28 protein-coding genes and 2 pseudogenes are annotated in these 25,844 nt (G+C 60.5%); 11 read left to right on the forward strand and 19 right to left on the reverse strand.

The window, feature by feature from the left end; all coding sequences use genetic code 11:
- Positions 1-41: 41 nt before the first annotated feature.
- The 3 genes from groL to AC25BC_RS26855 all read right to left on the reverse strand — a co-directional run bounded on the left by groL (position 42) and on the right by AC25BC_RS26855 (position 2,566).
- Positions 42-1,670: a chaperonin GroEL gene (gene groL, locus AC25BC_RS26845; RefSeq protein WP_128439689.1), complete on the reverse strand. Its 1,629-nt coding sequence runs from the start codon at positions 1,668-1,670 to the stop codon at positions 42-44.
- A 149-nt stretch (positions 1,671-1,819) separates the two neighbouring features.
- Entirely contained in the window at positions 1,820-2,134 is a 315-nt protein-coding gene (locus tag AC25BC_RS26850; RefSeq protein WP_003562876.1) for a co-chaperone GroES, read from the reverse strand.
- A 231-nt stretch (positions 2,135-2,365) separates the two neighbouring features.
- Positions 2,366-2,566 (reverse strand): hypothetical protein, encoded by a 201-nt coding sequence (locus tag AC25BC_RS26855; RefSeq protein ID WP_128406107.1) that lies wholly within the window; start codon positions 2,564-2,566, stop codon positions 2,366-2,368.
- 28 nt (positions 2,567-2,594) lie between these two features.
- Here AC25BC_RS26855 and AC25BC_RS26860 point away from each other — a divergent pair, with 28 nt between their 5' ends.
- From AC25BC_RS26860 to AC25BC_RS26875, 4 genes are all read left to right on the forward strand, one after another.
- Positions 2,595-2,885: a hypothetical protein gene (locus AC25BC_RS26860; protein ID WP_003562874.1), complete on the forward strand. Its 291-nt coding sequence runs from the start codon at positions 2,595-2,597 to the stop codon at positions 2,883-2,885.
- A 109-nt stretch (positions 2,886-2,994) separates the two neighbouring features.
- Positions 2,995-3,351 carry a hypothetical protein gene (locus AC25BC_RS26865; protein WP_003562872.1) on the forward strand — a complete coding sequence of 119 codons (357 nt, stop codon included), beginning with the start codon at positions 2,995-2,997 and terminating at the stop codon, positions 3,349-3,351.
- A 54-nt stretch (positions 3,352-3,405) separates the two neighbouring features.
- Positions 3,406-3,732 carry a DUF2934 domain-containing protein gene (locus AC25BC_RS26870; protein WP_026157601.1) on the forward strand — a complete coding sequence of 109 codons (327 nt, stop codon included), beginning with the start codon at positions 3,406-3,408 and terminating at the stop codon, positions 3,730-3,732.
- A gap of 5 nt (positions 3,733-3,737) precedes the next feature.
- Positions 3,738-4,154, forward strand: coding sequence for an HD domain-containing protein (locus AC25BC_RS26875; protein ID WP_003562869.1), 417 nt, complete (start codon positions 3,738-3,740; stop codon positions 4,152-4,154).
- 99 nt (positions 4,155-4,253) lie between these two features.
- Here the strand turns inward: AC25BC_RS26875 and AC25BC_RS26880 are convergent, their stop codons facing one another.
- Both AC25BC_RS26880 and AC25BC_RS26885 read right to left on the reverse strand, forming a co-directional pair.
- Positions 4,254-4,523 (reverse strand): hypothetical protein, encoded by a 270-nt coding sequence (locus AC25BC_RS26880; RefSeq protein ID WP_003562868.1) that lies wholly within the window; start codon positions 4,521-4,523, stop codon positions 4,254-4,256.
- A 44-nt stretch (positions 4,524-4,567) separates the two neighbouring features.
- Positions 4,568-4,831 carry a hypothetical protein gene (locus AC25BC_RS26885; protein ID WP_003562866.1) on the reverse strand — a complete coding sequence of 88 codons (264 nt, stop codon included), beginning with the start codon at positions 4,829-4,831 and terminating at the stop codon, positions 4,568-4,570.
- 216 nt (positions 4,832-5,047) lie between these two features.
- Here AC25BC_RS26885 and AC25BC_RS26890 point away from each other — a divergent pair.
- Positions 5,048-5,553, forward strand: a pseudogene (locus AC25BC_RS26890) (HIT family protein).
- Positions 5,554-5,600: 47 nt separating this feature from the next.
- Here the strand turns inward: AC25BC_RS26890 and AC25BC_RS26895 are convergent.
- The 7 genes from AC25BC_RS26895 to AC25BC_RS26925 all read right to left on the reverse strand — a co-directional run bounded on the left by AC25BC_RS26895 (position 5,601) and on the right by AC25BC_RS26925 (position 13,710).
- Positions 5,601-7,451 carry a DUF2264 domain-containing protein gene (locus AC25BC_RS26895; RefSeq protein ID WP_128439690.1) on the reverse strand — a complete coding sequence of 617 codons (1,851 nt, stop codon included), beginning with the start codon at positions 7,449-7,451 and terminating at the stop codon, positions 5,601-5,603.
- Positions 7,452-7,527: 76 nt separating this feature from the next.
- A complete protein-coding gene (locus AC25BC_RS26900; RefSeq protein ID WP_128439691.1) occupies positions 7,528-8,802 on the reverse strand; it encodes an ABC transporter substrate-binding protein in 1,275 nt (424 codons plus the stop codon).
- A gap of 40 nt (positions 8,803-8,842) precedes the next feature.
- Positions 8,843-9,568 carry a DUF624 domain-containing protein gene (locus AC25BC_RS26905; protein ID WP_128439692.1) on the reverse strand — a complete coding sequence of 242 codons (726 nt, stop codon included), beginning with the start codon at positions 9,566-9,568 and terminating at the stop codon, positions 8,843-8,845.
- Between the two features lie 20 nt (positions 9,569-9,588).
- The gene (locus AC25BC_RS26910; RefSeq protein WP_128439693.1) at positions 9,589-10,698 is read right to left on the reverse strand and encodes an ABC transporter ATP-binding protein; all 1,110 of its coding nucleotides are present in this window, start codon (positions 10,696-10,698) and stop codon (positions 9,589-9,591) included.
- 15 nt (positions 10,699-10,713) lie between these two features.
- The gene (locus AC25BC_RS26915) at positions 10,714-11,886 is read right to left on the reverse strand and encodes a glycoside hydrolase family 88 protein (RefSeq protein ID WP_128439694.1); all 1,173 of its coding nucleotides are present in this window, start codon (positions 11,884-11,886) and stop codon (positions 10,714-10,716) included.
- Between the two features lie 4 nt (positions 11,887-11,890).
- Positions 11,891-12,727 (reverse strand): carbohydrate ABC transporter permease, encoded by an 837-nt coding sequence (locus AC25BC_RS26920; RefSeq protein WP_003562853.1) that lies wholly within the window; start codon positions 12,725-12,727, stop codon positions 11,891-11,893.
- The gene (locus AC25BC_RS26925) at positions 12,724-13,710 is read right to left on the reverse strand and encodes a carbohydrate ABC transporter permease (protein WP_041935731.1); all 987 of its coding nucleotides are present in this window, start codon (positions 13,708-13,710) and stop codon (positions 12,724-12,726) included. Before AC25BC_RS26925 ends, AC25BC_RS26920 begins: the two co-directional genes overlap by 4 nt.
- Before the next feature lie 133 nt (positions 13,711-13,843).
- On the opposite strand from AC25BC_RS26925, the gene AC25BC_RS26930 reads away from it, so the two are divergent.
- Positions 13,844-15,640 carry a heparinase II/III domain-containing protein gene (locus tag AC25BC_RS26930; RefSeq protein ID WP_003562850.1) on the forward strand — a complete coding sequence of 599 codons (1,797 nt, stop codon included), beginning with the start codon at positions 13,844-13,846 and terminating at the stop codon, positions 15,638-15,640.
- Positions 15,641-15,766: 126 nt separating this feature from the next.
- Positions 15,767-16,552, forward strand: a complete 786-nt coding sequence (locus AC25BC_RS26935; protein WP_128439695.1) for a carbohydrate-binding protein — start codon at positions 15,767-15,769, stop codon at positions 16,550-16,552.
- Positions 16,553-16,582: 30 nt separating this feature from the next.
- Here the strand turns inward: AC25BC_RS26935 and AC25BC_RS26940 are convergent, their stop codons facing one another.
- Together AC25BC_RS26940 and AC25BC_RS26945 are read right to left on the reverse strand one after the other, a co-directional pair.
- Positions 16,583-17,593, reverse strand: a complete 1,011-nt coding sequence (locus AC25BC_RS26940) for a GlxA family transcriptional regulator (RefSeq protein WP_128406096.1) — start codon at positions 17,591-17,593, stop codon at positions 16,583-16,585.
- Positions 17,590-18,168: an isochorismatase family protein gene (locus AC25BC_RS26945; protein WP_017996366.1), complete on the reverse strand. Its 579-nt coding sequence runs from the start codon at positions 18,166-18,168 to the stop codon at positions 17,590-17,592. Before AC25BC_RS26945 ends, AC25BC_RS26940 begins: the two co-directional genes overlap by 4 nt.
- A gap of 157 nt (positions 18,169-18,325) precedes the next feature.
- Between AC25BC_RS26945 and AC25BC_RS26950 the strand changes: the two genes are divergently transcribed.
- Both AC25BC_RS26950 and AC25BC_RS26955 read left to right on the forward strand, forming a co-directional pair.
- A complete protein-coding gene (locus AC25BC_RS26950) occupies positions 18,326-18,994 on the forward strand; it encodes a response regulator (protein WP_003562839.1) in 669 nt (222 codons plus the stop codon).
- Positions 18,984-20,387, forward strand: coding sequence for a sensor histidine kinase (locus AC25BC_RS26955; RefSeq protein WP_128439696.1), 1,404 nt, complete (start codon positions 18,984-18,986; stop codon positions 20,385-20,387). Before AC25BC_RS26950 ends, AC25BC_RS26955 begins: the two co-directional genes overlap by 11 nt.
- A gap of 80 nt (positions 20,388-20,467) precedes the next feature.
- On the opposite strand, the gene AC25BC_RS26960 is transcribed toward AC25BC_RS26955, so the two are convergent.
- The 4 genes from AC25BC_RS26960 to AC25BC_RS26975 all read right to left on the reverse strand — a co-directional run bounded on the left by AC25BC_RS26960 (position 20,468) and on the right by AC25BC_RS26975 (position 24,355).
- Complete coding sequence (locus AC25BC_RS26960; protein WP_012755422.1) at positions 20,468-21,349, reverse strand: ABC transporter permease; 882 nt, start codon at positions 21,347-21,349, stop codon at positions 20,468-20,470.
- An 11-nt stretch (positions 21,350-21,360) separates the two neighbouring features.
- Positions 21,361-22,179 (reverse strand): ABC transporter ATP-binding protein, encoded by an 819-nt coding sequence (locus AC25BC_RS26965; RefSeq protein ID WP_012755423.1) that lies wholly within the window; start codon positions 22,177-22,179, stop codon positions 21,361-21,363.
- Between the two features lie 96 nt (positions 22,180-22,275).
- Positions 22,276-23,289, reverse strand: a complete 1,014-nt coding sequence (locus tag AC25BC_RS26970; protein ID WP_017996361.1) for an ABC transporter substrate-binding protein — start codon at positions 23,287-23,289, stop codon at positions 22,276-22,278.
- Between the two features lie 337 nt (positions 23,290-23,626).
- The gene (locus AC25BC_RS26975; protein WP_206642401.1) at positions 23,627-24,355 is read right to left on the reverse strand and encodes a FadR/GntR family transcriptional regulator; all 729 of its coding nucleotides are present in this window, start codon (positions 24,353-24,355) and stop codon (positions 23,627-23,629) included.
- A 303-nt stretch (positions 24,356-24,658) separates the two neighbouring features.
- Here AC25BC_RS26975 and AC25BC_RS26980 point away from each other — a divergent pair, with 303 nt between their 5' ends.
- Complete coding sequence (locus tag AC25BC_RS26980; RefSeq protein ID WP_012755426.1) at positions 24,659-24,919, forward strand: CopG family ribbon-helix-helix protein; 261 nt, start codon at positions 24,659-24,661, stop codon at positions 24,917-24,919.
- The gene (locus AC25BC_RS26985) at positions 24,919-25,194 is read left to right on the forward strand and encodes a type II toxin-antitoxin system RelE/ParE family toxin (protein WP_012755427.1); all 276 of its coding nucleotides are present in this window, start codon (positions 24,919-24,921) and stop codon (positions 25,192-25,194) included. The genes AC25BC_RS26980 and AC25BC_RS26985 overlap by 1 nt, the downstream gene beginning before the upstream one ends.
- 6 nt (positions 25,195-25,200) lie before the next feature.
- On the opposite strand, the pseudogene AC25BC_RS26990 reads toward AC25BC_RS26985, so the two are convergent.
- A pseudogene (locus AC25BC_RS26990) lies at positions 25,201-25,779 on the reverse strand (substrate-binding domain-containing protein); the annotation flags it as partial.
- Positions 25,780-25,844 lie beyond the last annotated feature (65 nt).

Consider the following 25,844-nt stretch of genomic DNA (forward strand, 5'->3'; position numbering starts at 1 on the left):
GATAAGGCCCGCCCAGCGAGGCCGGCGGGCCTGCAAGCGCCTTAGAAGTCCATACCGGGGCCGGCGGGCATTGGCGGTGGCGCGTCCTTCTTGGGTTTCTCGGCGATCATAGCTTCCGTCGTGACGAGAAGACCGGCGATGGAGGCCGCATCCTGCAGCGCGGTGCGAACCACCTTGGCCGGATCGATGACGCCCTGCGCATAGAGGTCGCCATATTCGCCCGTTTGAGCGTTCCAGCCGTAGGAGAACTCGCTTTTCTCGCGCAGCTTACCGACGATGACCGTGCCTTCCGCTCCGGCGTTTTCGGCGATCTGGCGAGCCGGTGCCTCGACCGCGCGGCGAACGATGTCGACGCCGACGCGCTGGTCGCCATTGGCGGTTTTGACATTGTCGAGCGCCTTGACGGCGCGCAGCAGCGCCACGCCGCCACCAGGCAGAATGCCTTCCTGAACGGCAGCGCGGGTTGCATGAAGCGCGTCGTCGACGCGGTCCTTCTTTTCCTTCACTTCGACTTCCGTCGAGCCGCCGACACGGATGACGGCAACGCCGCCGGCGAGCTTGGCAAGACGTTCCTGCAGCTTCTCGCGGTCATAGTCCGACGTGGTTTCTTCGATCTGGGCCTTGATCTGGGCAACGCGGCCTTCGATGTCGGACTTGGCGCCTGACCCATCGACGATCGTGGTGTTTTCCTTTTCAATCGAAACCTTCTTGGCCCGGCCGAGCATATCGAGCGTGACGGATTCGAGCTTGATGCCGAGATCTTCGGAGATGACGGTGCCGGCGGTCAGGATGGCGATGTCTTCGAGCATGGCCTTGCGGCGGTCACCGAAGCCAGGAGCCTTGACGGCGGCGATCTTCAGGCCGCCGCGCAGCTTGTTGACGACGAGCGTTGCCAGGGCTTCGCCTTCGACGTCTTCAGCGATGATGAGCAGCGGCTTGCTGGATTGGACGACAGCTTCGAGAACCGGCAGCATCGACTGCAGGTTCGAGAGCTTCTTCTCATGGATGAGGATATAAGGGTCTTCAAACTCGACCCGCATCTTGTCGGCATTGGTGACGAAGTAGGGGCTGAGATAGCCGCGGTCGAACTGCATGCCTTCGACGACTTCGAGTTCGGTTTCGGCGGTCTTGGCTTCTTCAACGGTGATGACGCCATCATTGCCGACCCTTTCCATGGCTTCCGCCAAAAAGCGGCCGATTTCGGCATCGCCATTGGCGGAGATCGTGCCGACCTGGGCGATTTCGGAATTGTTGGAGATCTTTCGGGCATTGGCCTTCAGTTCCGCAACGATGGCGCCGACCGCAAGATCGATGCCGCGTTTCAGGTCCATCGGGTTCATGCCTGAGGTAACCGCCTTGGCGCCCTCCTTGACGATCGCCTGGGCCAGTACCGTTGCCGTCGTGGTGCCGTCGCCGGCGATGTCGCTGGTCTTCGAGGCGACTTCGCGGACCATCTGGGCGCCCATGTTCTCGAACTTGTCTTCGAGTTCGATTTCCTTGGCAACCGAAACGCCGTCCTTGGTGATGCGCGGGGCGCCGAAAGATCGTTCGATCACGACGTTGCGGCCTTTCGGGCCGAGGGTCGCCTTCACGGCGTTGGCCAGGATGTCGACGCCACGCAGCATCTTCTCGCGGGCTTCGGTGCTGAATTTGATTTCTTTAGCAGCCATGTCCTCACTCCTTCATAGGCGGCCAGAGTAATTCCAGGAAAAGTACGACGCGTATTCCTTTCGGATTGCGTCAGAAATTAAAGGTTGGAGCGGTTCTGCGTTTCCATGAAAAGCTGAAGCGCTCCGGCCTTGACTGATGTCCGCAGATCTCAGGCGGCCTGCTTCTTTTCACCTTGCGGTTCGATGATGCCCATCACGTCGCTTTCCTTCATGATCAGCAGGTCTTCGCCATTGATCTTGATCTCGGTGCCCGACCATTTGCCGAACAGGATGCGATCGCCGGGCTTGACGTCGAGCGCCTGGATCTGGCCGGCGTCGTTGCGCGCGCCAGGGCCAACGGCGATGACCTCGCCTTCCTGCGGTTTTTCCTTGGCGGTGTCGGGAATGATGATGCCGCCCTTGGTCTTTTCCTCTGAATCGACCCGGTGGACGAGAATGCGGTCATGAAGCGGTCGGAACGACATGTCTTTCCTCCATCGACAAACAGTGATGACGTTGTTCCCTTGGAGAATGATGCCGAAAAGTGTGCGCGGTTTTCGGACGACATCAAGCTCTAACTCTAGATTAGAACAGGATTCAGATTTTAGGCCGAGCAGGCCTAAAGTCATCCTGTTCTAACCGGACCGACTGACCAATCCGGGCGGGTGCTCGCGCGCGCGCCTTGTGAGAATGATTTGGTTCGATGATTCTACAATTCAAGAGGTGATGGAAGAAAAATTGGCACTCTCTGCCGGTGAGTGCCAACGCTCGGCAGGGAACAGAAAATCGGCTCCCGCGTTCGAATAATGAAGGCGACGGCGTGGTGCCGGAGGCGAGTTCGAGCAGGATTGAGGCTTGAATCCGGATTTCGGCATTCCCAAATCTTTGGTGATCGAGGCTTTCTTAAGCTCGGTCATCGTCCCACGTCTTTTTGGAGTGAGTGACATGGAAGAGAAGACCAATATCATCAAAGACCTCAGTATCGAGGAACGCGAGGAAATCCTCGTCGATATCGCTCGTACGCTGGAGGACACGGCGCGCGAGGCCTTTGTCGAAGGAAATACGCATTTTGCGGCACTCTCCAACAACATGGCTGAAGCGATCCGCGTCAATGCCGATGAACTCGCCCGTGACGATCCTGAGAATGCCGAGTTGGTATTGCAGCAGGCAGCGGCGATGATCTCGCAATTCGAAGCCGTGCACCCCTATCGGATGGTGAGCATGGCTGTCCATTGACTGCCGGCGGCGTGGCCCCGCCTGGATCGCCCGCTCAAATCAATCACCACTTACGCGGAACTCTCACTGCCTGCGAAGGTTATTGGATCACAATATCGAAAGGTGATCCATGACGACTTTCAAATCCAGCGTGCCGCCTGAGAGCGGCACAGACGACGCGCGGTCCGCCGATACAGAACGGGCCGAGACCGATCGCAAAAGGGCATTGGAAACTGCCCGGCGCAACGCGAGGACGGCATTAGATCGCAATAGCGGCACGGAAACCCCAAGCCTGAAGCTTGCAAGGGAATATCTCAGCCTCGGCGGCCACCGCCGCTCCAAGATCGACGACAATATCACCGATGTCCGCCAATGGGATGAGGACCCGCCGGAGGCCGAACGGTTCTGGAAGGAACGGGTGGAGACGCTTCCAAAGGATCAACGCAAACAGGTGGAGGATTTTCTTCCAACCATCAACACGCCCTGAAAGGCGGCCGGGCCGCTCTTCGGAGGGCTCATCCTAATGCGCTTGGAGGAGATCATGGCCATAGACAAGCACGAGCAGATACGCCAGCGCGCCTACGAAATCTGGGAGGCCGAGGGCCACCCCGATGGCGCTGACGAGCGCCATTGGCTGCAAGCCTGCGACGAACTGGCCGGCGAGGATGAGCATGAGACGCTGCAGGACCTGCTCGATGAAGACGACAGGGACGATGCGGCGCTGCTTCAAGGCGCCGGTGAGAGCGGCGACTTCGATCGGCCACGAGCGAGGCCGGTCCAAACAGCCGTGGCTCCGGTCCCTGACGTCGAGATGACGACGGGCGAAAAGCCTTTCCGGCGGAAAGTGAAGAAGACCGAAGGGCCGTGATCGCCATGCAGCATCTCGACCATGCCATCCAGATCGCTCTTACGGCCCATAAAGGCCAGGCGGACAAGACCGGCCGGCCATTCTTCGAGCACTGCCAGCGGGTAGCGCTTCTGGTTTCCGGCGACGAGACACGAACGGTCGCCTACATTCATGATGTGGTCGAGAAGGGCAGCGGGTGGACGCTCGACAGGCTGAGAGAAGAAGGCTTTCCGCCGGCGATCATCTCCGCGGTGAATGCTTTGACACGGCGGCCAGATGAGCCGGATGACGACTTCGTCAGACGTGCGGCATCAAACCCGCTGGCCCTGTCCGTCAAACAGGCCGATCTTGAAGACAATCTCCGGCAGGCCGAACAGAGCGGCAAGAAAACGGAAAAATACCAGCGCGGCCTGGATCTCTTGCGCGACATCAGGAGCGGATAATAGGAACTCGGACAAATTTGCAGTCGCTAGCCATTGCCATCAAGGTCGGCAATCGGCCGAGCGCGCACTACCCGCCTGCATGTCATGCACTGAGAGCGGTCACGCCTTGTTGGTAAACCACACCGTCGGCGCGCCGAGCACGCCTCCCGTGCGCATCGCCGTCTTCAATTCGTCCAGCTTGCTGAATGCTTGCGCCGCTTCAAGCGTGGCGAACTCGTGGGTGACGGTAATATCGTTCGGGTTGTCGATTGCTCGATAAACGGCCTGCGCCGTCACCCCATTGGCCTTCTGCACCGGCGAAAAGGTATCATATATCTTGCGCCAAGCGGCGTAGTCGGAGACCTCGTGCCGCACGAATAATGTCGTCATGTCATCCTCCCGCGTTGCATTTCCAAGACTCGTTAAGACGTGTGTTACGATTGAACGAGGAACATCATGGTTTCGGGCAAGACGCCATCACTCGCCATCGCATCGGCCGCTGCCTTGGTCTGCATGAAGGCCATCAACTTTTCCATGTCTGCAACGTCCATGACCAAGCCGACGCGGTTGGAGTTTTGAGGGTCCGTAAACGTGCGAATGTTCGTGACGCCGTTGGGTTCCAATACTTGTTTGCGGATTGGTGAAGCGAGCCAGTGTTTCGTGTCGTTAACGTCGTGACAGATCATTATGGTAGGCATTGCGTCCTCCTCCCAAGATTTCGGAAACTGAAAGCTGAGTATGCTGCTGCGCTTTGCCGGATTTCATTACAGCAATGTTGTGAAGAGTGGGTTTTTCTTATTCATTAGTTGAAGATGTAAATATAACTATTGAGTAATCCGAAAATATTATGTTCTTCAGCCGGTTTGCCGCGCCAAAATTCCGGAAGTTTGCGACCGCCATTGGAGAGGTTCAGAATCATCGAACGCCAACCATTTGATCTCGAGGCCTATGTGCACGACATCGGAACAACACCATGCTTTATCTGCAGCTTGGTCAGGAACGACCCGGCCTTCTATCATCATCGCGTTTTTGAAGACCACGAGACGATCATTTTCCTGAGCAAATATCCCACTCTACCGGGCTATTGCCTCGTCTGTCCGAAGGAGCACCGTGAGGATCTGGCGCGGGACATGTCGACGGATGAATATCTTCGACTTCAGGAGAAGGTGCATGTCTTGTCGCGCGCCCTCAAAAGTGTGTTCGACGCCGAGCGAATTTATGTGCTTTCGCTCGGCAGCCAACAAGCCAACAGCACCTGCATTTTCATGTCGTTCCCTTGCCCTCAGGTGTGCCTCTTGAAAAGCAGCAATACCATGCACTGATGGCGGAGCACGGGGTTCTGCAGATCCCTGACGATCAAATGGCCCAGCTGGCGCAGCGCATTGGTGAAGCATACCGGTTCGAGTTCACCGCACGATAATCAACCGTCTGGCCCGCGGTCGAAACCCGGAAGCCGGTGCCTCCAAGCTACATCCCGAGGGCGAATGCCGGCACCTGTACGCCTTTCTCGCGGAAGAGCCGCTCTACCTCGTCGAGGCGGGGACGGGCTGGCGGATTATCGAGCGCTTTTGCCCAGTTCTCACGGCTGGGCAGGGCCATCGCGGCGGTCACCAGCACGATGGTGCCTGCGCCGATGTTGCCGCGCAGCTGCGGCAGTAGGGTCTTGGCGTGGATGAGATTGGTGTTCGGGATCGGGCTCATCGCATGGCCGGCCCTTGGATTGGGCGATAGGTCGACGATGGCGCTGACGTCGGTCTGCCCGTACCAGACCGCCCGGAAATCGCCTACATCGGAGCGGTCGGCATTGAAATCCGCGCGCTCGATCGCAAAACCGCCCTCGATGGTGCTGAGTGTGCGTGGCGTGGCGATGCGGTGAATGCGGATGTGCCACGGATTTTCAGGAAGCAGCCAGGTTTCGATAGTGACATCGCTCCAGGGGCGCCAGCGCGAATAGAGCAGGTCGCCTGCGATCAACGCCTCTTCGAGGGTTTCGCGCATGCGGAAATGGACGCCGTCGTCGGAGAGGCCGAGCATGCCGTCGAAGCTTGCGGCGGAGAAATTCCGATCGTCGGCTTCGACGTTGAAGGCGTAGCGGGTGGAATAGACGAATTTCGAATATTTCTCGTTTGCGCCGAGCATCTTGTCGTGCTGCTGCCCTGAGGAGAGCACGACCACGTTTCCCGGCGTGTGCATGGCGACCATTCCCGCCGGCTTCAACGCAACCGGCTCCGGAAATTCCGGCTGCGGCGCCTCCTCGGCCGCCCAGAAGGGATGATCCCCCGGAAGGGCGAGCGGCAGGAAGAATTTCAGCGCCCAATAGGGCGAGCCGGGAGAGTTGTAGCTCTCGCTCATGAAGAGGTTCGGATAGCCATAGCCGACCGAAAGAACGCCGTCGCGATCGGCAATCGGCATCGCCGCCCACCAGCGGATATGGCGCATGTAATAGCCCTTGATCTCGGCCCAGGGCAGGGCTTCGACACCGGCAAAGGCAAGCGCGCCCCAGAAACCTCCCGCCGCGAAGCGGTAGGTCTGGCTGCGGCCGAAGGCAAGGGCTGCCCCATCCGGGCCGAACCAGTGGCGGATATCGCTGGCGAAGATCTCGGCGCGATCGCGGAAACGATCCTTGCGCGCCTCGTCGCCCTTGGCCAGGACGGCATAGATCATTCCGTAGAAATGCATGGCAAAGGGAATGTAATGATCGACCCGCCGAACCGGCCCGTCGCGATACCAGCCTTCTCCGAGGTCGAAGGCCTCCAGTTCGTCGAGATAGGCGAGGGTTTTCCGGTGATCGAACGCCACGCCCACGCGTTCCAACCCGAGATCGATGAGCACACGGAAGAATTTCCAGTTATTGTCGATGAATTCCAACTCGCGCGCTCGAAGAAGATAGGCAGCGACCGTCTTCTTCTCGCTGTCGTTGAGCGGTTCCCAGATGTGCTCGGGCACGAGCGCCAGGGCGAAGCCGACCGCGGCGAGCTCGACCAACCGCTGATTGCGATCGGCAAGATCGCCCCAATATTCGGGATGAGCAGGATTGGTGCCGTTTGCCAGCCCGCGGCGATAGAGATCCCAATGCGGGAACGCGCCGCCGCCGGCAACGAGCGGAACGATCCCCCAGAGCGGCCGCGCAAATCCCTCCAGATCCGCCGCCGCCCGATCGAAGATCGCGCCGGCTGCGCCGAGGCGCACACGGGCGCCGCCTTCGGAAAAATACGGCAGCAGCGGCTCGAAGAGATCGGTGACGGCCTTGGCGAGGTCGTCGCGTGTCTTCAGGGGATTGCCGAAAAGCGGATTGGCCCGGGCGGGATCATATATCATTGTCAGGCTCGAAATTCATGAAAACAGGATCGGCCGCGGGCAGATATTGCCTGCGGCCGTCGACATTTCTGGACGCCTACTTGATCGCCTTCACGCCTTCGGTCATTTCCTTCAGCCCGTCATCGACGGAGGTGCTGTCAGTCATGATCGCGTCATGCACCCGGTTGAGCACGACCTCGATCTTGGCGGCGTTCGGGTTGACCGCCATCTCCAGATAGGTTTTCGACGGCTTCAGCGCCTCCTTGCTGGCCGCATCCTCAGGAAATCCGGGTGTTGCCGCGATCTTGGCGCTGACATCATCCGTCTTGAGCGCAGGGAAGGTGCCCGTCGACGCGATAACCGCTGCGCCCTCAGGACCGGTGACAAACTTGATGAAATCGAGCGCGGCATCCTTGTGGTCGGAATTGGCGTTGACCGCCAGGCCGGAAATCTGCGCAGCGGTCGTGCCGGTTGCCACACCGTCGGGATGCGGGAACTTGACGATGCCCCAGTTCCTGCTCTTCGATTCACCCGATTTCACCTTGGTGATCTGGGTGCCGACGAACCAGGTTCCCATCGGCAGCATGCCGATCGTGCCATTGAAGAAGAGCGCCGAATAATGTGTGTTCGACGTCTTCAGGAAGGCATAGGAGGGAATCGCGCCATCCTTCTGCAGGGTCAGCGCCCTCTCGTACCAGGGCTTCAGGAAGCCATAGTCGCCGTCGACAAGCGTGTGTTTTCCGTCGAGGATGGCAGGCAATTGAACGGTTGACCGCCAGGTATGCAGAAGCGCGCCATAGGTCTTGTTGGTGCCCATGCCGCCCGAAAGCTTCTCGGCGGTCTCGTCGAACTGCGCCCAGGTCATGTCATTGGTGGGGTAGGGGACGCCTGCTTTGTCGAATATATCCTTGTTGTAATAGACGACCCAGAAGTCGGAGCGGAACGGCAGGGAGTAGATCTTGCCATCGATGGTCAGTTCCTCGATCAGGCCGCCAAAGGGAGCCGAGTCGATCTTCTGATCCTTAACGAAGCCGCTGAGATCGGCGATGTTACCGGCGCGCACCAGATTGGTGTAGCCCGGCACATCCTTGACGGTGACGATGTCGATGTCCTTGGAGCCGCCGGTCAACTGCGTTGAGATCATCTGCTGATAGTCTTGCGAGCCGAGATCCATCGGCTCGAACTTCACGTTGGGGTGCTTGGCCTGATAGGCCTCGATCAGCGGTTTGTAATAGGCGGTCTTGTCCCAGTCCCACAAAGCCCATTTCAGCGTCACGGCGTCCTGGGCAAACGCTGCCCCGGCCGTCATCGCCGCCAAGGTGAATCCTGCCACGGCAAGTTTCACCGTCCCCCCGAATTTATCCAAATACATTCCCGTTCTCCTTCCCTGGATCATCTCTGGATCAGTTATTTTATGAAGCGTCTCGTCTATGCGGTTCGCTGTGCGGCTGTGTTGCGTTTGGCAGGTCTAGAACCGTCACCGCCGCCCGATGGACGCCGAATGCGACGGCGAACATTCCGAGTGAAAAATTGAAGGTTGCCGGCATGAACACCGAAACCGGATAGAAGAGGACATGCGCCAGCCAGAGGCCGGCGGCAAAGGCGAGTGCGGCGAGCGCCGGGAGCGGACGGACAATGGAGGCGAGGGCGGCGAGGCGCAGCAGCCTCAGAGCCGGCAGATCGCGCATCACCATCAAAACGAAGAGATGGCAGGCGAGGACCGCAACGAAGGCGGTGGCGACGAGCGCGATCGTCAGCGGTGCGCTCAGCAACAGATTGTCGCGTGCGCCGGCGCCATAGGTGGCGATCGCATAGAGGCAGACTGCGAGAGCGCCCGCCAGCGCCAGGCCCCAGGCGGTGGCGCGCCAGAAGTAGCGCAGAAAGGCTTCCGTGAAGTCGCGCAGCAGATAGGTGTTGCTATCTTCCACGAGGGCCACCGACACCCGGGCCATGGCGGCGAGCGCTGCCGGCAGCGTCACGACGAAGAGGCCAGCCAGGATGAAGAGGATGTTCAGCTTGACCAACTCCCACCATTCACGGACGAGGATCTCGGCGAACAGGGCAAGGCCGGTCCTCTTCGGCGCATCCTTCGGAATGCCCGGTCCCTCCCTCGTCCACATGTCCCGCAACCACTGCATAGCCGTCTCCCGCAGGCGTCTCAGTATAGAATCGAGCGTTCCGTTTCATTGTCGAACAACTGCGCATTGGTCATATCGGCGACCAGCGTCGCCTCTTCGCCGATATCAGGCCGGTAACGCGGCGAGACGCGGGCGATCAGATTGCGACCGCCTGCTACCATGTTCAGGTGCACTTCCGATCCCATCGGTTCGGCAAGTTCGACGATCGCCTTGAGAGGCGCCAGGTTCTCGGGCGCGATGTCGGCCGGCGGCAGCTCGTGGAAATTCTCCGGACGGATGCCAAGCACCAGTTCGCGACCCTCGTAGGGGGCGATCCTGCTTTTGTCGAAATGGGCAGGCAGCGGCAGTTCCGGGCCGTCGAAGACGGCGACGTAGCCGTCGCCCCGGCGCAGAATGGTCGAGGGCAGCATGTTCATCTGCGGTGCGCCGATGAAGCCGGCAACGAACATGTTGACGGGGCGGTCATAGAGGTTCTGCGGCGTATCCACCTGCTGGATGTGCCCGTCCTTCATGACGACGATCCGATCCGCCATGGTCATGGCCTCGACCTGGTCATGGGTGACGTAGATGAAGGTGGCGTTGAGGCGCTTGTGCAGCTTGGTGATTTCGGAGCGCATGGTGCCGCGCAGCTTGGCGTCGAGATTGGAAAGCGGCTCGTCGAGAAGGAAGACCGCCGGATTGCGCACCATGGCGCGGCCGAGCGCGACGCGCTGGCGCTGCCCGCCCGAAAGCGCCTTCGGCTTGCGGTTGAGGAGATGAGAGATGTCGAGGATCCTGGCGGCGTCCTGCACCTGCGCGTCGATGAAGTCGCGCGACACCTTCCTGAGCTGCAGGCCGAAAGCCATGTTCTTGTAGACGGTCATATGCGGATAGAGCGCATAGTTCTGGAACACCATGGCGATATCCCGATCTTTGGACGGGACGTCGTTCATGACGTCGCCGCCGATCTTGAGCTCTCCTCCCGATATTTCCTCGAGGCCGGCGATCATCCGCAGCGTCGTCGATTTGCCGCAGCCCGACGGGCCGACCAGAATGATGAATTCCTTGTCTGCGATCTCGAGGTCGATGTCGTGGACGACGGTGAGCGCACCGTAGCTCTTGTTCAGCTCTTTAAGCGAAATGCTGGCCATCGGGTTCTCCTGAATTCACCAATAGGAAGACCAGTTGCGCGAAAGGCGCGTCAAAGCTTCCATGTAATAATAATCTCCCCAGGAGACGCATTCATCGACGCCCTCGCCGCGGCAGGTGTTGAACGGCGATTTCTTCGAATAGGTGGCGTGCAGCACCAGGCCGTTGGAGACGGTGGGATCCTTGACCGCATAATGATCCGCAAGGCTCTTCATCATGCGGCGCGCCAGCGTGCGATAGCGTGAGGCCGGTTCCGGTTCGACGAGATCGGCCATCTCCAGAAGGCCGCAGGCGGCGATCGAGGCCGACGAGCTGTCGCGCGGCTCGCCATCGCCATCCGAAAAGACGAGATCCCAATAGGGCACCATGTCGGCCGGCAGCCGGTTGAGATAGAAGGCAAGCAACCTGTCGAAGGTTTGGCGATATTCCTCGATCCGCTCATAGCGATAGGAGAGCGCCATGCCAGCGATTGCCCAGGCCTGTCCGCGCGCCCAGGCGCTATCGTCTTTGTAACCCTGTTTGGTGGCGCCGCGCACCGGCGCCCCGGTGACCGGGTCCAGATAGAAGGTGTGATAGGTGGAATTATCCGGCCGAACCGAGTTGGCAAGCGTTGTGCGGGCGTGAATGAGCGCGATCTCGCGGTATTTCGGATTGCCGGTCTCGCGGCTTGCCCAGTAGAGAAGCGGCAGGTTCAAGAGGCAGTCGATGATGTAGCGGTATTCCTCCGCCTTGCCCTTGCGGCCCCAGGCCTGGATGAACTGACCGACGGGCTGGAAGCGCTCGATCAGCTGGTCGGCGGCCAGGATGGCGGCCCTGCGGCCATCCTCGTCTCCGACGAGCTTCCAGGCGGCGATGCAAGAGGGCGAATAGAGAAAGCCCATGTCGTGATGATCGGTCTCGATGCGGTTCACGATCCGATGCAGGAATGACTGGACTTGGACCTGCGCGGCATCGCGGAAAACCGCCTCGCCGCTGTGCTCGAAAGCGAGCCACAGCTCGCCGGGCCAGAAGCCCGCTGTCCATTGGTCGTTCGCCACCGCGGGATAGAAATTTCCGACGCTCGAATGGTTCTGCGAGGCATGGGTGAATTGGGGGAGGTTGCGCCTGATCTGCTCGACGGCAAGATCGAGCGCGGCTTTGACCTCCGGATCGGTGATCGGCTGTGGGGCGACGGACGAGACGGCGTTCATGGATTTAACCCTTCAGTCCCGTCGAGGCTATGCCCTCGACGAAGAAACGCTGGAGAGAGAGGAATACGACGAGAACCGGAATGAGGGCGACAACGGAGGCAGCCATGATGAGCCCGTATTCGGCCGAATATTGCGAGATGAACATACGCAGGCCGATCTGGACGGTCTTCAGCTCGGTCTTGGTCAGGTAGATCATCGGCCCGAGAAAATCGTTCCAGGTGGTGACGAAAGTGAAGATCGTCAGCGTCGAGAGTGCGGGCTTCGACAGCGGCAGCATGATACGCGCCCAGATCTGGTACTCGTTCATGCCGTCGATGCGAGCCGCCTCGCAGAGCTCGGTCGGGATCGACATGTAGAACTGCCGCATCAGGAAGACACCGAAGGCGGTGAAGGCCTGCAGACAGATCAGCGCCAGATGGGTGTTGTTGAGGCCGAATTCACGCATCAGCAGGAATTGCGGCACCATATAGACCTGCCAGGGCATGGCGATGGTGGCGATGTAACCGAGAAACAGGGTGTTCTTGTAGGGGAAATTCAGCTTGGCAAACGCGTAGGCCGCAAAGCTGGAGGTCAAAAGCTGCAGCAGCGTGACGATGATCGTCAGCTTCGACGTGTTGTAGATGAAGAGCGCGAGCGGGATCTTCGTCCAGATATCGACGTAGTTATGCCATTGCGGCTCGGACGGTATCCACTCGATCGGGAAGGCGAACACGTCGCGGCTGAGCTTCAGCGATGCCGAAAGCATCCAGGCAAACGGCATCAGCATGATGAGCGTGACTGCGATGACGATGGCGTAGATCGCGACCGATCTGACGGTCACCTTGCGTCCTGCGATCCTCATTCACCATCCTCCCTCTGGCGCCGGAACTGGAAGACGGTGACCGCGAGCACGAGGAAGAACAGAACGAGCGCAACCATGCTGGAATAGCCGAGATCCCAGGAAATGAAGGCCTCGTTGTATATGTGGTAGACGAGGACGAGCGTCGAGGTGCCAGGCCCGCCCTGGGTGATCATGTAGATCTGGTCGAACACCTTGAAGGACTGGATCGTCAGCATCACTGTGACGAAGAAGGTCGTCGGCCCGAGCTGCGGCACAGTGACATGGATGAACTTCTGCCAGGAATTGGCGCCATCGAGATCGGCGGCCTCATAGAGCTCCGAATTAATACCCTGCAGGCCGGCCAGATAGATGACCATGTAATAGCCCATGTTCTTCCAGATGCCGAAGAGGATCACCGTCACCATCGCCCAGTGGCGATCGGCAGCCCATCCCGGCATGTTCTTGGGATCGAGGCCGAGCGTGTAGAGGATCATGTTCACCGGTCCCATCTCGGGATTGAAGATCATGTTCCAGACGACCGCGACGGCCACCAGCGAGGCGACATAGGGGAAGAACATCGCCGTACGGAAGAAATCGCGCCCCGCGATCTTTTGATTGAGGAGAACGGCGAGGCCGAGCGCGCAGATGAGCGTCGCCGGCACGGAAGCGACCGTATAGATCACCGTGTTCCAGAACGCCGCGATAAAGGCCTTGTCCTCGAAGAGCCGCCAGAAATTATCCAGCCCGGCGAATGTGATCGCATTCGAGCCGTCCCAATGCATGAAGGCGAGCACGAAGGCGAACAGGATCGGGCCGAGCGTGAAGACGGCAAAGCCGAGGAAATTCGGCGCAATGAAGGAATAGGCGACGAGCGCGCTGCGGATCCTGCGCTGCCGCTTGGACAAGACCGCGACTTTTCGGCTTGGGATTGCCGGAGCGCCATCCGTCGCGATGACCGAATTCGATAGGGACACCGATGCCTCCTCTTCCTCCCGCAACCACATAGCACATATCGGGTATTGGTCAAACAAGTTCTGGATAGATCATACGAATGTTATAGAAAGCGCGAAATACATATGATAGGTGAGCATGCAGAGACCAAACGACCATCGATGCTTTTCCGGTACGGGGAGGGACATGTTCAGCGAGATTTCAGGGGAGCTGCCGGATGTGCTGGGCGATTTTACGCCCGGGGCGGTCGGCTCCGATCGCCTCAGATGGAGCACTGTGCCGCAAGCGCTACGGGAACTGGTCATTGGCGAGGCCGAAGAGACGGTTGCGCGCGCCTGGCCGCTGATTGCGGCCTCGGATTACCGGGAGTTCACCGAAACCGGCAACCGCGCGCGCTTCGAGGAGCTTTATTTCACACGCCGCCGGATGCTCAACAATCTGGTGCTCGGCGAACTCGTCGAAGGCGGCGCGCGCTTCCTGCGGAAGATCGTCGACGGCATCTTCCTGATCGTGGAGGAGAGCGGCTGGCAGCTGCCGGCGCATAACGCCTATGAACGAAGCGGCGCGCGCCTGCCGCTTCCCGACAATTCGCAGCCTGTCGTCGATCTCTTCGCCGCCGAAACAGCCGCCCTGCTTGCCACCGTCGTCGCATTGTTTCGCGACGAGCTCGACGCCATCAGCCCCGAGATTACGGCACGCGTCGAGCGCGAGATCGAGATCCGCATCCTCTCGCCCTATCTCGGCCGGCATTTCTGGTGGATGGGCCGCGGCGAAGAGCGGATGAACAACTGGACGGCATGGATAAGCCAGAACGTCCTGTTGACGGTTTTCTCCCTGAAAACAGATCAGCCCACGCGTCACGCCGTCGTCAAAAACGCGCTCGGCAGCCTCGACGCCTTCCTGAAGGACTATGCCGAGGACGGCGCCTGCGAGGAGGGCGTGCTCTATTACCGCCACGCCGCGCTCTGCCTGCATGGTGCGTTGACCATCCTGGACGCCGTGGCGGCCGGCCTGTTCGCCGGGGTCTGGCAGCAGCCGAAGATCCGCAACATGGCCGAATATATTGCCCATATGCATGTGGCCGGCCGCTACTATTTCAATTTCGCGGATTCCTCCGCGGTGGTCGAACCCTGCAGCGCGCGGGAATACCTGTTCGGACAGGCGGTCGGCTCTAAGATGCTGGCTGAGTTCGCCGCAGCCGACAGAGCCGCTTCCAACAATTCGCATATGCCCGGGGAATGGAACCTCTGGTATCGCGTGCAGGAACTGCTGGCCGGCCCGACGCTTCCCGCTGCCGCCCCGCCGCATCCTGCATCCCGGCGCGATATCTTCTATCCCGGCATCGGCCTGTTCATCGCCCGCGACGAGCAGTTTTCGCTTGCCGTCAAGGGCGGTAACAATGGCGAGGGCCACAATCACAACGATGTCGGGAGCGTGACGCTCTACAAGAGGGGACGTCCGTTCCTGATCGATGTCGGCGTCGAGACCTATACCGCAAAAACCTTTTCGGCGCGGCGCTACGAGATATGGACGATGCAGTCGGCGTTCCACAATCTGCCGACATTTGCAGGCGTCATGCAGTCGGCCGGCGAAGCTTTTGGCGCGCGCGATGTCGAGGTCGGGTTTGACGAAGGGAGCGCGCGCATAGCGCTCGATATTTCAGACGCCTATCCCCCCGAAGCGCAGTTGCACAGCTATCGGCGCGTCGTTTCCCTGCTGCGCGGCCGCCATGTCGAGATCGTCGACACCTATGACGGCGGCAAGCCGGCGGTCCTGTCGCTGATGACATGCCTGGCGCCGACCGTCGGCCCGGACAGGATCGATCTCGCCGATCTCGGCAGCATTTTCGTCGAGGGCGCCGGCGAGATCGAAATCGACGAGATCGTCGTGGAGGACGCCCGGCTGAGGTCGGCCTGGCCCGAGAAAATCTACCGGTTGCGCCTGCCGTTTGCCGGCAGGCTGCTGAGATTGCGGATCGTCTAGAACAGGATGATTTCAGGCCGGGTCGGCTTAAAAATCTGAATCCTGTTCTAAAATTAAAGAGTTAGAGCATGATGTCGTCCGAAAATCGCTCACGCTTTTCGGCATCATGCTCTGGGGAGGGCGAGCATGGAATTGACGCTGAAGATCGTGGATGCCGGTGGGGCGGTGTTGGCGAGTTCCATCGGCCGGGACGAGACGTTCCTGGTCTATCGCCAGAGCTATCGCGAAGGCGATCGCGTGGTCGTGGAGGTCTCCGGGCCCGGGCATGTCTTCCTCTCCCTTGATGGCGCGATCCAACCCGGCCTGGTCTATATGAAGGAATGCGTCTATTCACTCGCCGTGCCCTTCGGCGACAAACGCAAGCCCTATTCGCCGAATGCCTTCAGGGGCGATATCCACCGGCTTTCAGCGCGAAGCACGCGTCCTGACGAGATTGTCCATCGGCGCAATCTCGCCCTGAACCCCTGGGACGATCACGCCAATCGGGCTCTGTTTCCGCATGCGCGCGCCAATGTCGAGACCCGCGGCGAAGCGGTCTTTGCCGCGCGCAACGCGATCGATGGCGAAAAGGCCAACGATGATCACGGCTTCTGGCCCTATACGAGCTGGGGCATCAATCGCGATCCGCAAGCAGCACTGACGGTGGAATTCGGTAGGCCGGTCAGGATCGACGAGATCGTTTTCTATCTCCGAGCCGACTTTCCGCATGATTCCTGGTGGGAAAAGGCCAGCGTCACCTTCTCGAACGGCAAGACCTCCTGTTTTCCGCTGGCAAAATCGGGTGTTGCGCAGGGCTTTACCATAGAACCCTGCATCGTCGAATGGGTGGAACTGCACGGTCTGATCAAGGCCGAAGACGCCTCGCCCTATCCGGCGCTGACCCAGATCGAAATCTGGGGAGTCGAGGTGTAGGGCATCGGCCCGTCCGTCCTTCCTCTTGCGCTATGAGCCTGTAGGTAGCCTCGACCGTGCCGCACTCGGTGGGCCGTCATTCAGACGGTTCCAGGCGCGGCGGAGTTGCCGCGCCGAGCCGAAGCCGGCGCGCATCGCGACAGCCTCCATGTCCAGCCGTGAACCGGCGAGCATCTCGCGGGCAAGAGCCACGCGCATACGGTTGACGAAATCCGTCACGCTCATGCCCGTCTGCTCGTTGAACAGCCGTGAAAGGTTGCGCGGGCTGGCGCCGCTGAGGCGGGCGAGCGACACCACCGACCAATCCTCAGACGGGTTGGCGGCCACGGCATCCTGTGCACGGTGAATGACCGGGTGGATATGGTTGCGACCTTCGAGCCAGGGTGAAAGCTGCGGATCCGATCCGCCGCGCCTGAGATAGACGACAAGATATCGTGCCACCGCAAGCGCACACGCGTGCCCGGCCGCTTCGGCAACGATATGCAGCATGAGGTCTATGCCGGCGGTGATGCCGGCGCTGGTGAGGCGATCTCCATCCTCGACATAGAGCCGGTTGTCCCGGACGCGCGCGGTGGGAGCGAGCCTCGCCAGATCCTCTATGCAGCCATGATGGGTGGTGCAATCGCGGCCATCGAGCATGCCTGCCTCGGCAGCGAGCAATGCGCCCGAGCAGATCGAGACCAGACGAATTCCCGGGCGAATGGCGTGCCTCAGCCATGCGACGATGGCAGCCTGGTCGGCGCGCTCCTGTTCGTTCCCTGGCGCGCTGTTTTTCATCGGGGCATCGGCGCTGCCGGCAATGATGACAAGCGCGGTATCGGGCAAGCTCTCCGGCAATGCGGCGACTCCCGTAACGGCAAGGCCGATCGAACTGCCGACCGTCGCCGATGGGCCGATATAGGCGACGGTAAAGCGCGCTGTGCACTGTTCGAGGTTCGCCTTGCGCAGCACTTCGATGGGGCCGGCGACGTCGAGCAGCAGCACGCGCGGCGGCACGACGACGAAGACCGGAATATCGAAGGGCTGCGCGGCGTCCGTCATGCGGCGAGTGACTTTCCACGCCCCGCCAGGGCCTGGTCGACGGTCGCGATCCGAGCAAACCGGCCCGACAGGACCAATTCGGTCCGGTCCCGGATTTCCTTCGCGCTCCAAGTGCGTCCTGTGGCGTCGGTCATCGGGAAGGTCAGCGTCGCTTCGCCGACATAGTCGACTTGATAGCCGAGATCGGAGGCATGACGGGTCGTGGTCTCGCAGCACTGTTCGGTGCGGATGCCGGAGACGAGGATACGACGGACGCCGTTCTCGGTCAGCCACACGTCGAGACCGGAACCGACCAGGGCGCTATGGCGCCTCTTCCTGAACGTCGCCTTGGGGGCGATCCTGAGCGGGGCGAGTGTGCTGACGAACCCAGATGCTTCCGAAAACGGCCCGTTTTCATCGACATGGAAGATTTGGATGATGGGTATCCCATCGGCTTCCGCGCCGTCGATCAGAGCCTGCTGACGATCGATATAGGCGGAGGCGAGGTTTTCATCCCAGTAATCGCGGTGTCTGAAAGACTCCTGGGCGTCGATAACGAGAAGGACAGTATCATGGCCGGACATTTTTTGCTCCATCCAGGTTGATCATGAAGTCATATTCGGCGATTTGAAGGCAGAGGAAAATGCGCGCGCCGGACAAATAACGGACAATTCGCGCCATGGATGCCAGGCCTCGGCGGAGGAAATCGGGTCACGCTTCCGCCAGACCGTCCGCACATGCTAAGGAGGTCGGATGAGACTGCTTGTGGTGGAGGACAACAAGGATCTGGCGGCCTGGCTGGGCAAAGCCCTGCGACAGGCGCAATATGCTATCGACATTGCCCATGACGGCGAGGACGCCGAGCATTTGCTCAAGGTGGCTGAGTATTCGGCGATGATCCTCGATCTTGCTCTGCCCAAACTTGACGGGTTAACGCTTTTAAAGCGATTGCGGCAGTCCGGGAGCAAGCTGCCGGTCATTATCTTGACCGCGAATGCCAGCCTGGACGGCCGTGTGGCGGGGCTCGACAGCGGCGCCGACGACTATCTCGCCAAGCCCTTCGAAATCGCCGAGCTCGAAGCGAGGATCCGTGCGGTGGTCCGCCGCGGCCAGGATCGGGCTTCGTCGGAAATCACCGTCGGCAACCTGCTTTTTTCCGGTGGGACGCGGCAGTTTTTCGTCGCAGGCGAGCCGCTGCAATTGACGCCGCGCGAATATGCCGTTCTCGAGCAGCTCGTCATGAAGCATGGCATCACGGTTTCGAAAGCCGCGCTTTCTGAAAGCGTCTTCGGTTTCGACGACGAGGCGGATGCGAGCGCCATCGAAATCTACGTCCACAGGCTGCGAAAGAAACTGGAGAGCAGTTCGGTTCAGATTGCGACGTTGCGCGGGCTCGGTTATCTCCTCCGACATGTCCAGTAGCCTAGTTACAAAGGTCGGCGCGGCGATCGCGCGGCTCAGCCACAGCTTGAGGGTACAATTGCTCTGCTGGGTGCTGATGACCCTGTTCGGCGCGATCGCTTTCAATCTTTACGACAGCTTCTGGACGGCGGATGCGACGGCAAAGCTGGTGACGGATCGAACACTTCTGGCCTCGGCCCGCGTCATTGCCGAGGCCGTCCGCGTCGACGAGGGCGGCAATGTCCAGGTGGACGTGCCGCCTTCCGCGCTGGAGATGTTTGATACAGGCTTCGGCGACCGGGTATCTTACCAGGTGATCACCGCGTGGGGCAGTCTGGTCAGCGGCTTTCCCGACTTGCCGTTGCCGGCCGTCCAGCGGGCAGGCGCCGATCGCGCGTTCCATGGTGCCGATGTGCGTGTCATGATGCTCGACCATCCTGTCGTCGGCCTGCCCGATGACGGCACGATCTCCGTGACCGTCGCCGTTACGCATAACAGCCAGTATGCGATGCGACGGCAATTGTGGCTTTCGGACTTTTCGAAGCAGTTCGTGCTCGTCTTCGTCGCGAGCCTGGTGACCATCCTCGGGCTTCAACGGGGTCTGGCGCCCGCTCTGAGACTGCGGGACGCCGTGCGCCAGCGCGGCCGCCATCGTCTTGATCCGCTGCCGCCGGAAATGGTGCAGAGCGAACTGCAGCCGCTCGTCCATGCCCTGAACGACCATATGGAGCGCGTCCAGAACCAGATGGCCGCGCAGCGACGGTTCGTATCGAATGCCGCGCATCAGCTCCGAACGCCGCTCGCGCTGATTTCGACGCAGGCGAGCGTGGCGGCCCGGGAAGCTGATCCGGCTCGCCGTGACGAGGCGCTTGTCGCCCTTCGCACCAGCACGAAGCAGATTTCGCGTCTCGCCAGCCAGCTTCTTACCTTGTCGCGGGCCGAGCCCGGAAGCCGGCGCCCGCGCAGCGATGCGACAGACCTCAGCAAGGCTGCCCGCGAGATCCTGGAAGCGCATGCCGAAGAGGCGCTCAGGCGCAACATCGACGTCGGTCTGGAAGCGGTCCGCCCGGTCATTGTCGACGGCGACGCGACGATGTTGCGCGAGATGTTGGTCAACCTCATAGACAACGCGATCCGCTATACCCGCCCGAATGGACGGGTGACCGTCGCCGTCGGGCAGGCGGACGGCAATGCCGTCGTGACCGTCGAGGACAACGGGCCGGGTATTCCGAGCGGGGAGCGCGAGCAGGTTTTCGAACGGTTCTACCGGATCATGGGGACCGAAGCTGAGGGGAGCGGTCTGGGGTTGTCGATCGTTCGGGAGGTTGTCGAAGGTGCAGGAGGTTCAGTCTCGCTCGATGATGCGGAAGGCGGCGGCGGGCTCATCGTGACGGTACGGCTTCCGCTCGCTTAAACTCGAGCGCGTCTAATGAAGAAGGCCGGGCATGGCACCCGGCCTTCTTCTCTATCTGCCTTGGGAGGAGGCCGATTTGATCACTGGGTATCGAGGTGCTGTTGCGGACGCCATTTCGCCAGACGGTTCTCGATCAATGTCATGATGTATTCGGCAAAAAGCGTGACGACCATGACCAGGAGGATTGCCGCGAACATGCCGGCGGCATCGAACGTACCCTTGGCGATCGAGATGAGCTGACCAATCCCGAAGCGGGCGCCGACGAATTCGCCGACGATTGCGCCGATGATCGCGAAACCGAAGGACACATGCAGACTGGCGAAGATCCAGCTCATCGCCGAGGGAATGATCACCGTGCGGGTGACCTGCCAGTCCGAGGCGCCGAGGATGCGGGCATTGGCGATCATATTACGGTCGGCCTCGCGCACGCCTTGGAACGCGTTTGCGAATACCACGAAGAATACCATGATGAAGGCGAGAGCAACCTTGGAGGGCAGGCCGAGACCCATGATCATGATGAAGATGGGGGCGAGAACGACGCGCGGTATCGAGTTGATCGCCTTGATATAAACGGAGAAAATGTCCGACAGGAAGCGGTTGCGGCCAAGACCGATGCCGACGACGACGCCGGTGATCGAACCCGCGAAGAATCCGATCAAGGCCTCCTCCATCGTCACCCATAGATTATACCAGAGCGAACCTTCCGTGGTGCCTTCGGTTGCCCATTCGTAGAGGCGCTGAACGACGCCGCTCGGGCTCGAATAGAAGAACGGATCGATCCACTGCATGTTGGAAGACAGTTCCCACATGCCGATCACGAAGACCAGGATGGCGATCTGCCAGAAGCGCACCAGCGTCTTGCGCTGGCGCATCGCCTTCAGCGCCGACGCCTCGATTTCCGTGTCCGACGTGCCGGGCCGAAACATGGTGGCCGAACCGGCCTCAAGAGTGGTGTGTGCCATGATATCCTCCCTCAGGCCGCTTCGCTCGCGCGGCGGTAGCTGGTCTCGACCTCTTCGCGGAGGTCCTCCCAGATCGTCTTGCAGTAGTCGATGAAGGCCTGCTCGTAGCGGATTTCCGACACGACGCGCGGACGGGGGAGATCGATCGTGTAGACCGACTTGACCGTCGCGGGGCCGGCGGTCAGGACATAGACCTTGTCGGCAAGGGCGACAGCTTCTTCGAGGTCGTGGGTGACGAACACCACCGAGGCCTTGCGCTCGGCCCACAGTTTCAAGAGCTCTTCGTGCATGACGGTGCGGGTCTGCACGTCGAGAGCCGAAAACGGCTCGTCCATCAGCAGGATTTCCGGCTCGTTGATGAAGGTCTGTGCCAGCGAGACGCGTTTGCGCATGCCGCCTGACAGCTGGTGGGGATAATGATGGAGAAACTTCGAAAGGCCGACACGGGCGAGCCAGTCGCGTGCGCTCTTTTCTGCCTCGGCGCGCGACTTGCCTCGAAACAGCGGACCGGCCATGACGTTGTCGATGACGTTCTTCCAGGGAAAGAGCGCGTCGGTCTGGAATGCGAAGCCGACACGCGGGTCAATGCCGGTGATCGGGCCGCCCATCAGCCGGACTTCACCGGCGCTGGGGCGGGCGAGACCCGTCACAAGATTGAGCGTCGTCGATTTACCACATCCGGTGGGGCCGACGACGGCGACGAACTCTCCGCGGGCGACCGTCATGTTGAAATCGCGCAAGGCCGTCAGGGACTTGCCGGTCGGCGAGACGAAGCGGCGGCTGACGTTGATCAGCTCGATCGCCGGGATCTCGTTCTTGTCATGTTGCATGATGATACCTGAGGCGTGCTTTGGGCGCGTGCACGCAATGCCCATGGATCGATCGGGAGGGTCGCTTCCGGTTGGGACCGGAAGCGACGCGACGCCTTACTTGACGTTCTTGACGAATTCCGTCGTGTAGGTCTTGGCAAGGTCGATCTGCTTGCCCTTGACGTTCTTGGAGAACTCAGAGAGCACGGCAAGCACGGTTTTCGGACCGTCTTCCGGCATGACGCCATCCGGTGTGAACATGCCCTTGCCCTCGTCGAGAGCCTTGATGTAGCCGTCCTTGTCGCCGACGTAGAAGTCCTTCGGCATCTTGTCCGCGATCTCGGCGGCTGAATGCGTGTTGATGTAGCGCAGCGTCTTGACGAAGGCGTTGGCGAGCTTCTGTGCCTCTTCCTTGTGCGCGTCGACCCAGGAGGTTTCCAGGTAGAGCGAGGCGGCCGGATAGGTGCCGCCGAGCGCCTGACGGGTCGCCTCGACCGTGCGCATATCGACGAGCACGCTCGCCTCGCCGGTCTTGATCATGCGCGAAATCGTCGGCTCGGTCGTCATGCCGGCCTGGATCTGATCCTGTTGCATGGCGGCGATGAAGGTGCCGCCGGCGCCGACTGGAATTGTCACGACATCACCGGGCTTGAGGCCGGCCTTCGAGGCCATGAAGAGGGTCAGGAAATTGGTGGACGAGCCGAGACCGGTGACGCCGAGGCTCTTGCCCTTGAAATCGGCCGGCGACTTGATGTCAGGATACTTGCTCGAGACCATCTCGACCTCGCCCGGCGCCTGGCTGAACTGGACGATGGATTCGACGAATTTGCCTTTGGCCTGCAGATCCACGCAATGGTCGTAGAAGCCGACGACACCCTGGACGGCGCCCGCCAGAAGCTGGTTTTCGGCATCGACGCCGGCAGCTTCGTTCAGCAGCTCCACGTCGAGACCCTCGTCCTTGAAGTATCCGAGCGATTCGGCAAGCTTGGCGGGCAGATAGATCTGCTTCTCATAACCGCCGACCATGATGGTGATCTTGTCGGCCGCATGTGCGGCGCTGGTCGTGAAAGATGCTGCGGCGAGAAGCGTCGAAAAAGCGACGGTGTGAAAAAGGCTGCGTGAAGAACGCATGGAAATCTCCTCCTGTGTTTGGCTGGCATCGTCGTCTCGCCACCTTGACCGTGTCTCCTCCACGATGCCGCTCCTTCCTATGACGTCGAAGCTTTCAACTAGCTTTCAGTCGCGGACGGGCAGGCAGCCCGTCCCATCCCGCCCATGCACCACCCGTCGCAGAGCGCGGGAGCAATGAGCGCGCCTGCATTTCTTAAGCCGGATGCGCTGTCCCTTCCATCGGCAGCGTTCAGCCTTTTCGGTAGCCGCTCCAACATGAAAATCGTGAGACGGCTTGTCCGCGGCCGTCATGGTCATCTGATGATCGGCTGGAACGTGTGAGCTCTTGGATCAGATGTCAGCTCGTAAAGCTTCGCAGATCTCTCAGCAGGTTGCGATACCTGGCCTGGCTGCCGACCAGATGCTCGCGCATGGCGTTGCGGGCGGCCTCATCGTCTCTGTCCGAGATGGCGACGACGATTGCCTCGTGCTCCCTGTGGATCAGCTTTCGATAGGCCGTCTGTTCGGCCGTCCTCGTTTCCGGAACGAGTCTCGACTGCGGGATGATCGCCGAACCCTGGGACTCCAGGAACTGCCTGAACAGCGGATTGTTCGTGGCTTCGGCGATTGCGGCATGGAGATCGAGATCCGCATCGCGAATGGATTGGTCGCTCTCGATGCATTGGAGGATTTTCCGATGACATTCGAATATCGCCTCCTCCTGCGCAGGCGAGCGGCGTAGGGCTGCGAGGCCTGCCGCCTCGATTTCGACAGGTGTTCTGATCTCAAGTACCTCAAGATCGGAGGCGACGCGGGCTTTGTCGACTTTCCGCGCGGAGAGCGCCGGATCAGCACCGAGTACGAAAATCCCAGCCCCCTGGCGCACCTCGACAAGCCCGTCGGAGCGAAGTGCGGCCACGGCCTCGCGCACGACCGTCCGGCTGACGCCATGTGTTTCGGTCAACTCATGTTCACTCGGAAGCTTGTCGCCGACGGAATACTGGCCGCTCAATATGGCTTGCCGGAGGCTTTCGCCGACCTGTGTGACCAGCGACCCGGAGCCTTTGCTGCGATCCTTCATCTGCATAGCCACGCCTGACCCCGCCTCGGCTCTGATCCGAATGCCGACCAAACTCACGGCACCCGAAATTTGCGATTCATCACACATGTATGACAAATTTGATGGTCTTTCAATGGACGAGCGGCGCCTGCGCTTTGTTCCTTGACTGTTTTTGCGATCCGACGAAAATTCGGCACTGCGCTTTCTCTCAAAACTCTCGATGCTGCGTTAGCTTACTGCCATGCCGCGACTTTACTTCGCCATGTACATGCGACTGGATATAATCAAAATTAATCGCTACGATTAGAAATGATTGACGAGGAGTTTTCGATGGAGACCAAGGTTCTGACTGCTCATGTTCCGCTACCGCTTGCGCAAAAGGTCGATCAACTCGCGTCGCGGCTCGAACGTTCGCGTGGCTGGATCGTCAAGCAGGCTCTCATGGCATGGATCGACCAGGAGGAGGAGCGCCGGCGTTTGACGCTCGAGGCGTTGGCCGACGTCGATGATGGTAACGTTATCGAGCACCAGTCTGTTCAAGCCTGGGCCGATAGCCTCGATAGCGACGAGCCGATCTCTTTGCCTCGGTGATGGAGATCAAGTGGACGAGCAAAGCGGTCTCGGACGTCTCCCGCTTGTACGACTTTCTCACTCCGGTCGACCGGCAAGCGGCGGTCCGAACCGTGCGGGCACTGACGGCAGCGCCTGCACGGCTGCTTGAGCAGCCGCGCCTCGGCGAGCGGCTCGAGGAGTTCGATCCTCGAGAGGTCCGCCGTATTCTCGTCGGCCGTTACGAGCTGCGCTATGAAATCCAGCAGTCGATGATCTATGTCTTGCGCCTTTGGCATACGCGTGAGGACAGGTAGAAGCACTCACAACCGCCTGGTCGACTCCCCGCGGACGAACCTCGGCGTCAGGATGAAGTCTTGCGGCGGTGCTGCGGCGCCCTCCGGGCTTGCTATTCTTGCCAGCAGACGCTGTGCCGCCAGCTCGCCGAGCTTCTGCGCATCCTGCACCACCATGGTGATGCGAGGCGTGATGACATTGCTCCAGGGCACGTCGTCGACCATCGCCAGCGACACGTCGTCAGGGCAGCGGAAACCCATCTCCTGCATCACCTGCAGCGCTGCGAGGCCCGTCATGTTGTTGGCGCCGATGATGGCGGTCGGTCGGTCGCGGCGGATCAAGAGGCGCATCGCCTGCGCATGGCCGCCGGTTCTGGTGTAGCCGCCTTCGACGACCAGCGAAGGATCGATGTCCACACCGGCGCCGGCCATCGTGTTCATGAAACCATTCAGACGCTCGTCGGCAGTGTGCAGGCCGCTCGGCCCGGAGATGAAGCCGATCCGTCTGTGGCCGAGCTGCAGCAGATGTCCCGTCAGGATAGTGGTGGTCAGCGGGTTGTCGGAACCGACAAAATCACGCTCGGCGCCTTCCACCTTCTGGTCGAATTGCCACCGCAATCATATCCTGGCGCTTAACCTTTTTCTTCCGGCCGAAAAGTAAAATTTAACCA

This window comes from Rhizobium sp. WSM409, from assembly GCF_057653825.1.

Excerpts from the sequence above, each read along its gene's own strand:
- groL (WP_128439689.1), bottom strand. The coding sequence starts at position 1,670 with ATGGCTGCTAAAGAAATCAAATTCAGCACCGAAGCCCGCGAGAAGATG.
- AC25BC_RS26850 (WP_003562876.1), bottom strand. The coding sequence starts at position 2,134 with ATGTCGTTCCGACCGCTTCATGACCGCATTCTCGTCCACCGGGTCGAT.
- AC25BC_RS26855 (WP_128406107.1), bottom strand. The coding sequence starts at position 2,566 with ATGACCGAGCTTAAGAAAGCCTCGATCACCAAAGATTTGGGAATGCCG.
- AC25BC_RS26860 (WP_003562874.1), top strand. The coding sequence starts at position 2,595 with ATGGAAGAGAAGACCAATATCATCAAAGACCTCAGTATCGAGGAACGC.
- AC25BC_RS26865 (WP_003562872.1), top strand. The coding sequence starts at position 2,995 with ATGACGACTTTCAAATCCAGCGTGCCGCCTGAGAGCGGCACAGACGAC.
- AC25BC_RS26870 (WP_026157601.1), top strand. The coding sequence starts at position 3,406 with ATGGCCATAGACAAGCACGAGCAGATACGCCAGCGCGCCTACGAAATC.
- AC25BC_RS26875 (WP_003562869.1), top strand. The coding sequence starts at position 3,738 with ATGCAGCATCTCGACCATGCCATCCAGATCGCTCTTACGGCCCATAAA.
- AC25BC_RS26880 (WP_003562868.1), bottom strand. The coding sequence starts at position 4,523 with ATGACGACATTATTCGTGCGGCACGAGGTCTCCGACTACGCCGCTTGG.
- AC25BC_RS26885 (WP_003562866.1), bottom strand. The coding sequence starts at position 4,831 with ATGCCTACCATAATGATCTGTCACGACGTTAACGACACGAAACACTGG.
- AC25BC_RS26895 (WP_128439690.1), bottom strand. The coding sequence starts at position 7,451 with ATGATATATGATCCCGCCCGGGCCAATCCGCTTTTCGGCAATCCCCTG.
- AC25BC_RS26900 (WP_128439691.1), bottom strand. The coding sequence starts at position 8,802 with ATGTATTTGGATAAATTCGGGGGGACGGTGAAACTTGCCGTGGCAGGA.
- AC25BC_RS26905 (WP_128439692.1), bottom strand. The coding sequence starts at position 9,568 with ATGCAGTGGTTGCGGGACATGTGGACGAGGGAGGGACCGGGCATTCCG.
- AC25BC_RS26910 (WP_128439693.1), bottom strand. The coding sequence starts at position 10,698 with ATGGCCAGCATTTCGCTTAAAGAGCTGAACAAGAGCTACGGTGCGCTC.
- AC25BC_RS26915 (WP_128439694.1), bottom strand. The coding sequence starts at position 11,886 with ATGAACGCCGTCTCGTCCGTCGCCCCACAGCCGATCACCGATCCGGAG.
- AC25BC_RS26920 (WP_003562853.1), bottom strand. The coding sequence starts at position 12,727 with ATGAGGATCGCAGGACGCAAGGTGACCGTCAGATCGGTCGCGATCTAC.
- AC25BC_RS26925 (WP_041935731.1), bottom strand. The coding sequence starts at position 13,710 with ATGTGGTTGCGGGAGGAAGAGGAGGCATCGGTGTCCCTATCGAATTCG.
- AC25BC_RS26930 (WP_003562850.1), top strand. The coding sequence starts at position 13,844 with ATGTTCAGCGAGATTTCAGGGGAGCTGCCGGATGTGCTGGGCGATTTT.
- AC25BC_RS26935 (WP_128439695.1), top strand. The coding sequence starts at position 15,767 with ATGGAATTGACGCTGAAGATCGTGGATGCCGGTGGGGCGGTGTTGGCG.
- AC25BC_RS26940 (WP_128406096.1), bottom strand. The coding sequence starts at position 17,593 with ATGACGGACGCCGCGCAGCCCTTCGATATTCCGGTCTTCGTCGTCGTG.
- AC25BC_RS26945 (WP_017996366.1), bottom strand. The coding sequence starts at position 18,168 with ATGGAGCAAAAAATGTCCGGCCATGATACTGTCCTTCTCGTTATCGAC.
- AC25BC_RS26950 (WP_003562839.1), top strand. The coding sequence starts at position 18,326 with ATGAGACTGCTTGTGGTGGAGGACAACAAGGATCTGGCGGCCTGGCTG.
- AC25BC_RS26955 (WP_128439696.1), top strand. The coding sequence starts at position 18,984 with ATGTCCAGTAGCCTAGTTACAAAGGTCGGCGCGGCGATCGCGCGGCTC.
- AC25BC_RS26960 (WP_012755422.1), bottom strand. The coding sequence starts at position 21,349 with ATGGCACACACCACTCTTGAGGCCGGTTCGGCCACCATGTTTCGGCCC.
- AC25BC_RS26965 (WP_012755423.1), bottom strand. The coding sequence starts at position 22,179 with ATGCAACATGACAAGAACGAGATCCCGGCGATCGAGCTGATCAACGTC.
- AC25BC_RS26970 (WP_017996361.1), bottom strand. The coding sequence starts at position 23,289 with ATGCGTTCTTCACGCAGCCTTTTTCACACCGTCGCTTTTTCGACGCTT.
- AC25BC_RS26975 (WP_206642401.1), bottom strand. The coding sequence starts at position 24,355 with ATGCAGATGAAGGATCGCAGCAAAGGCTCCGGGTCGCTGGTCACACAG.
- AC25BC_RS26980 (WP_012755426.1), top strand. The coding sequence starts at position 24,659 with ATGGAGACCAAGGTTCTGACTGCTCATGTTCCGCTACCGCTTGCGCAA.
- AC25BC_RS26985 (WP_012755427.1), top strand. The coding sequence starts at position 24,919 with ATGGAGATCAAGTGGACGAGCAAAGCGGTCTCGGACGTCTCCCGCTTG.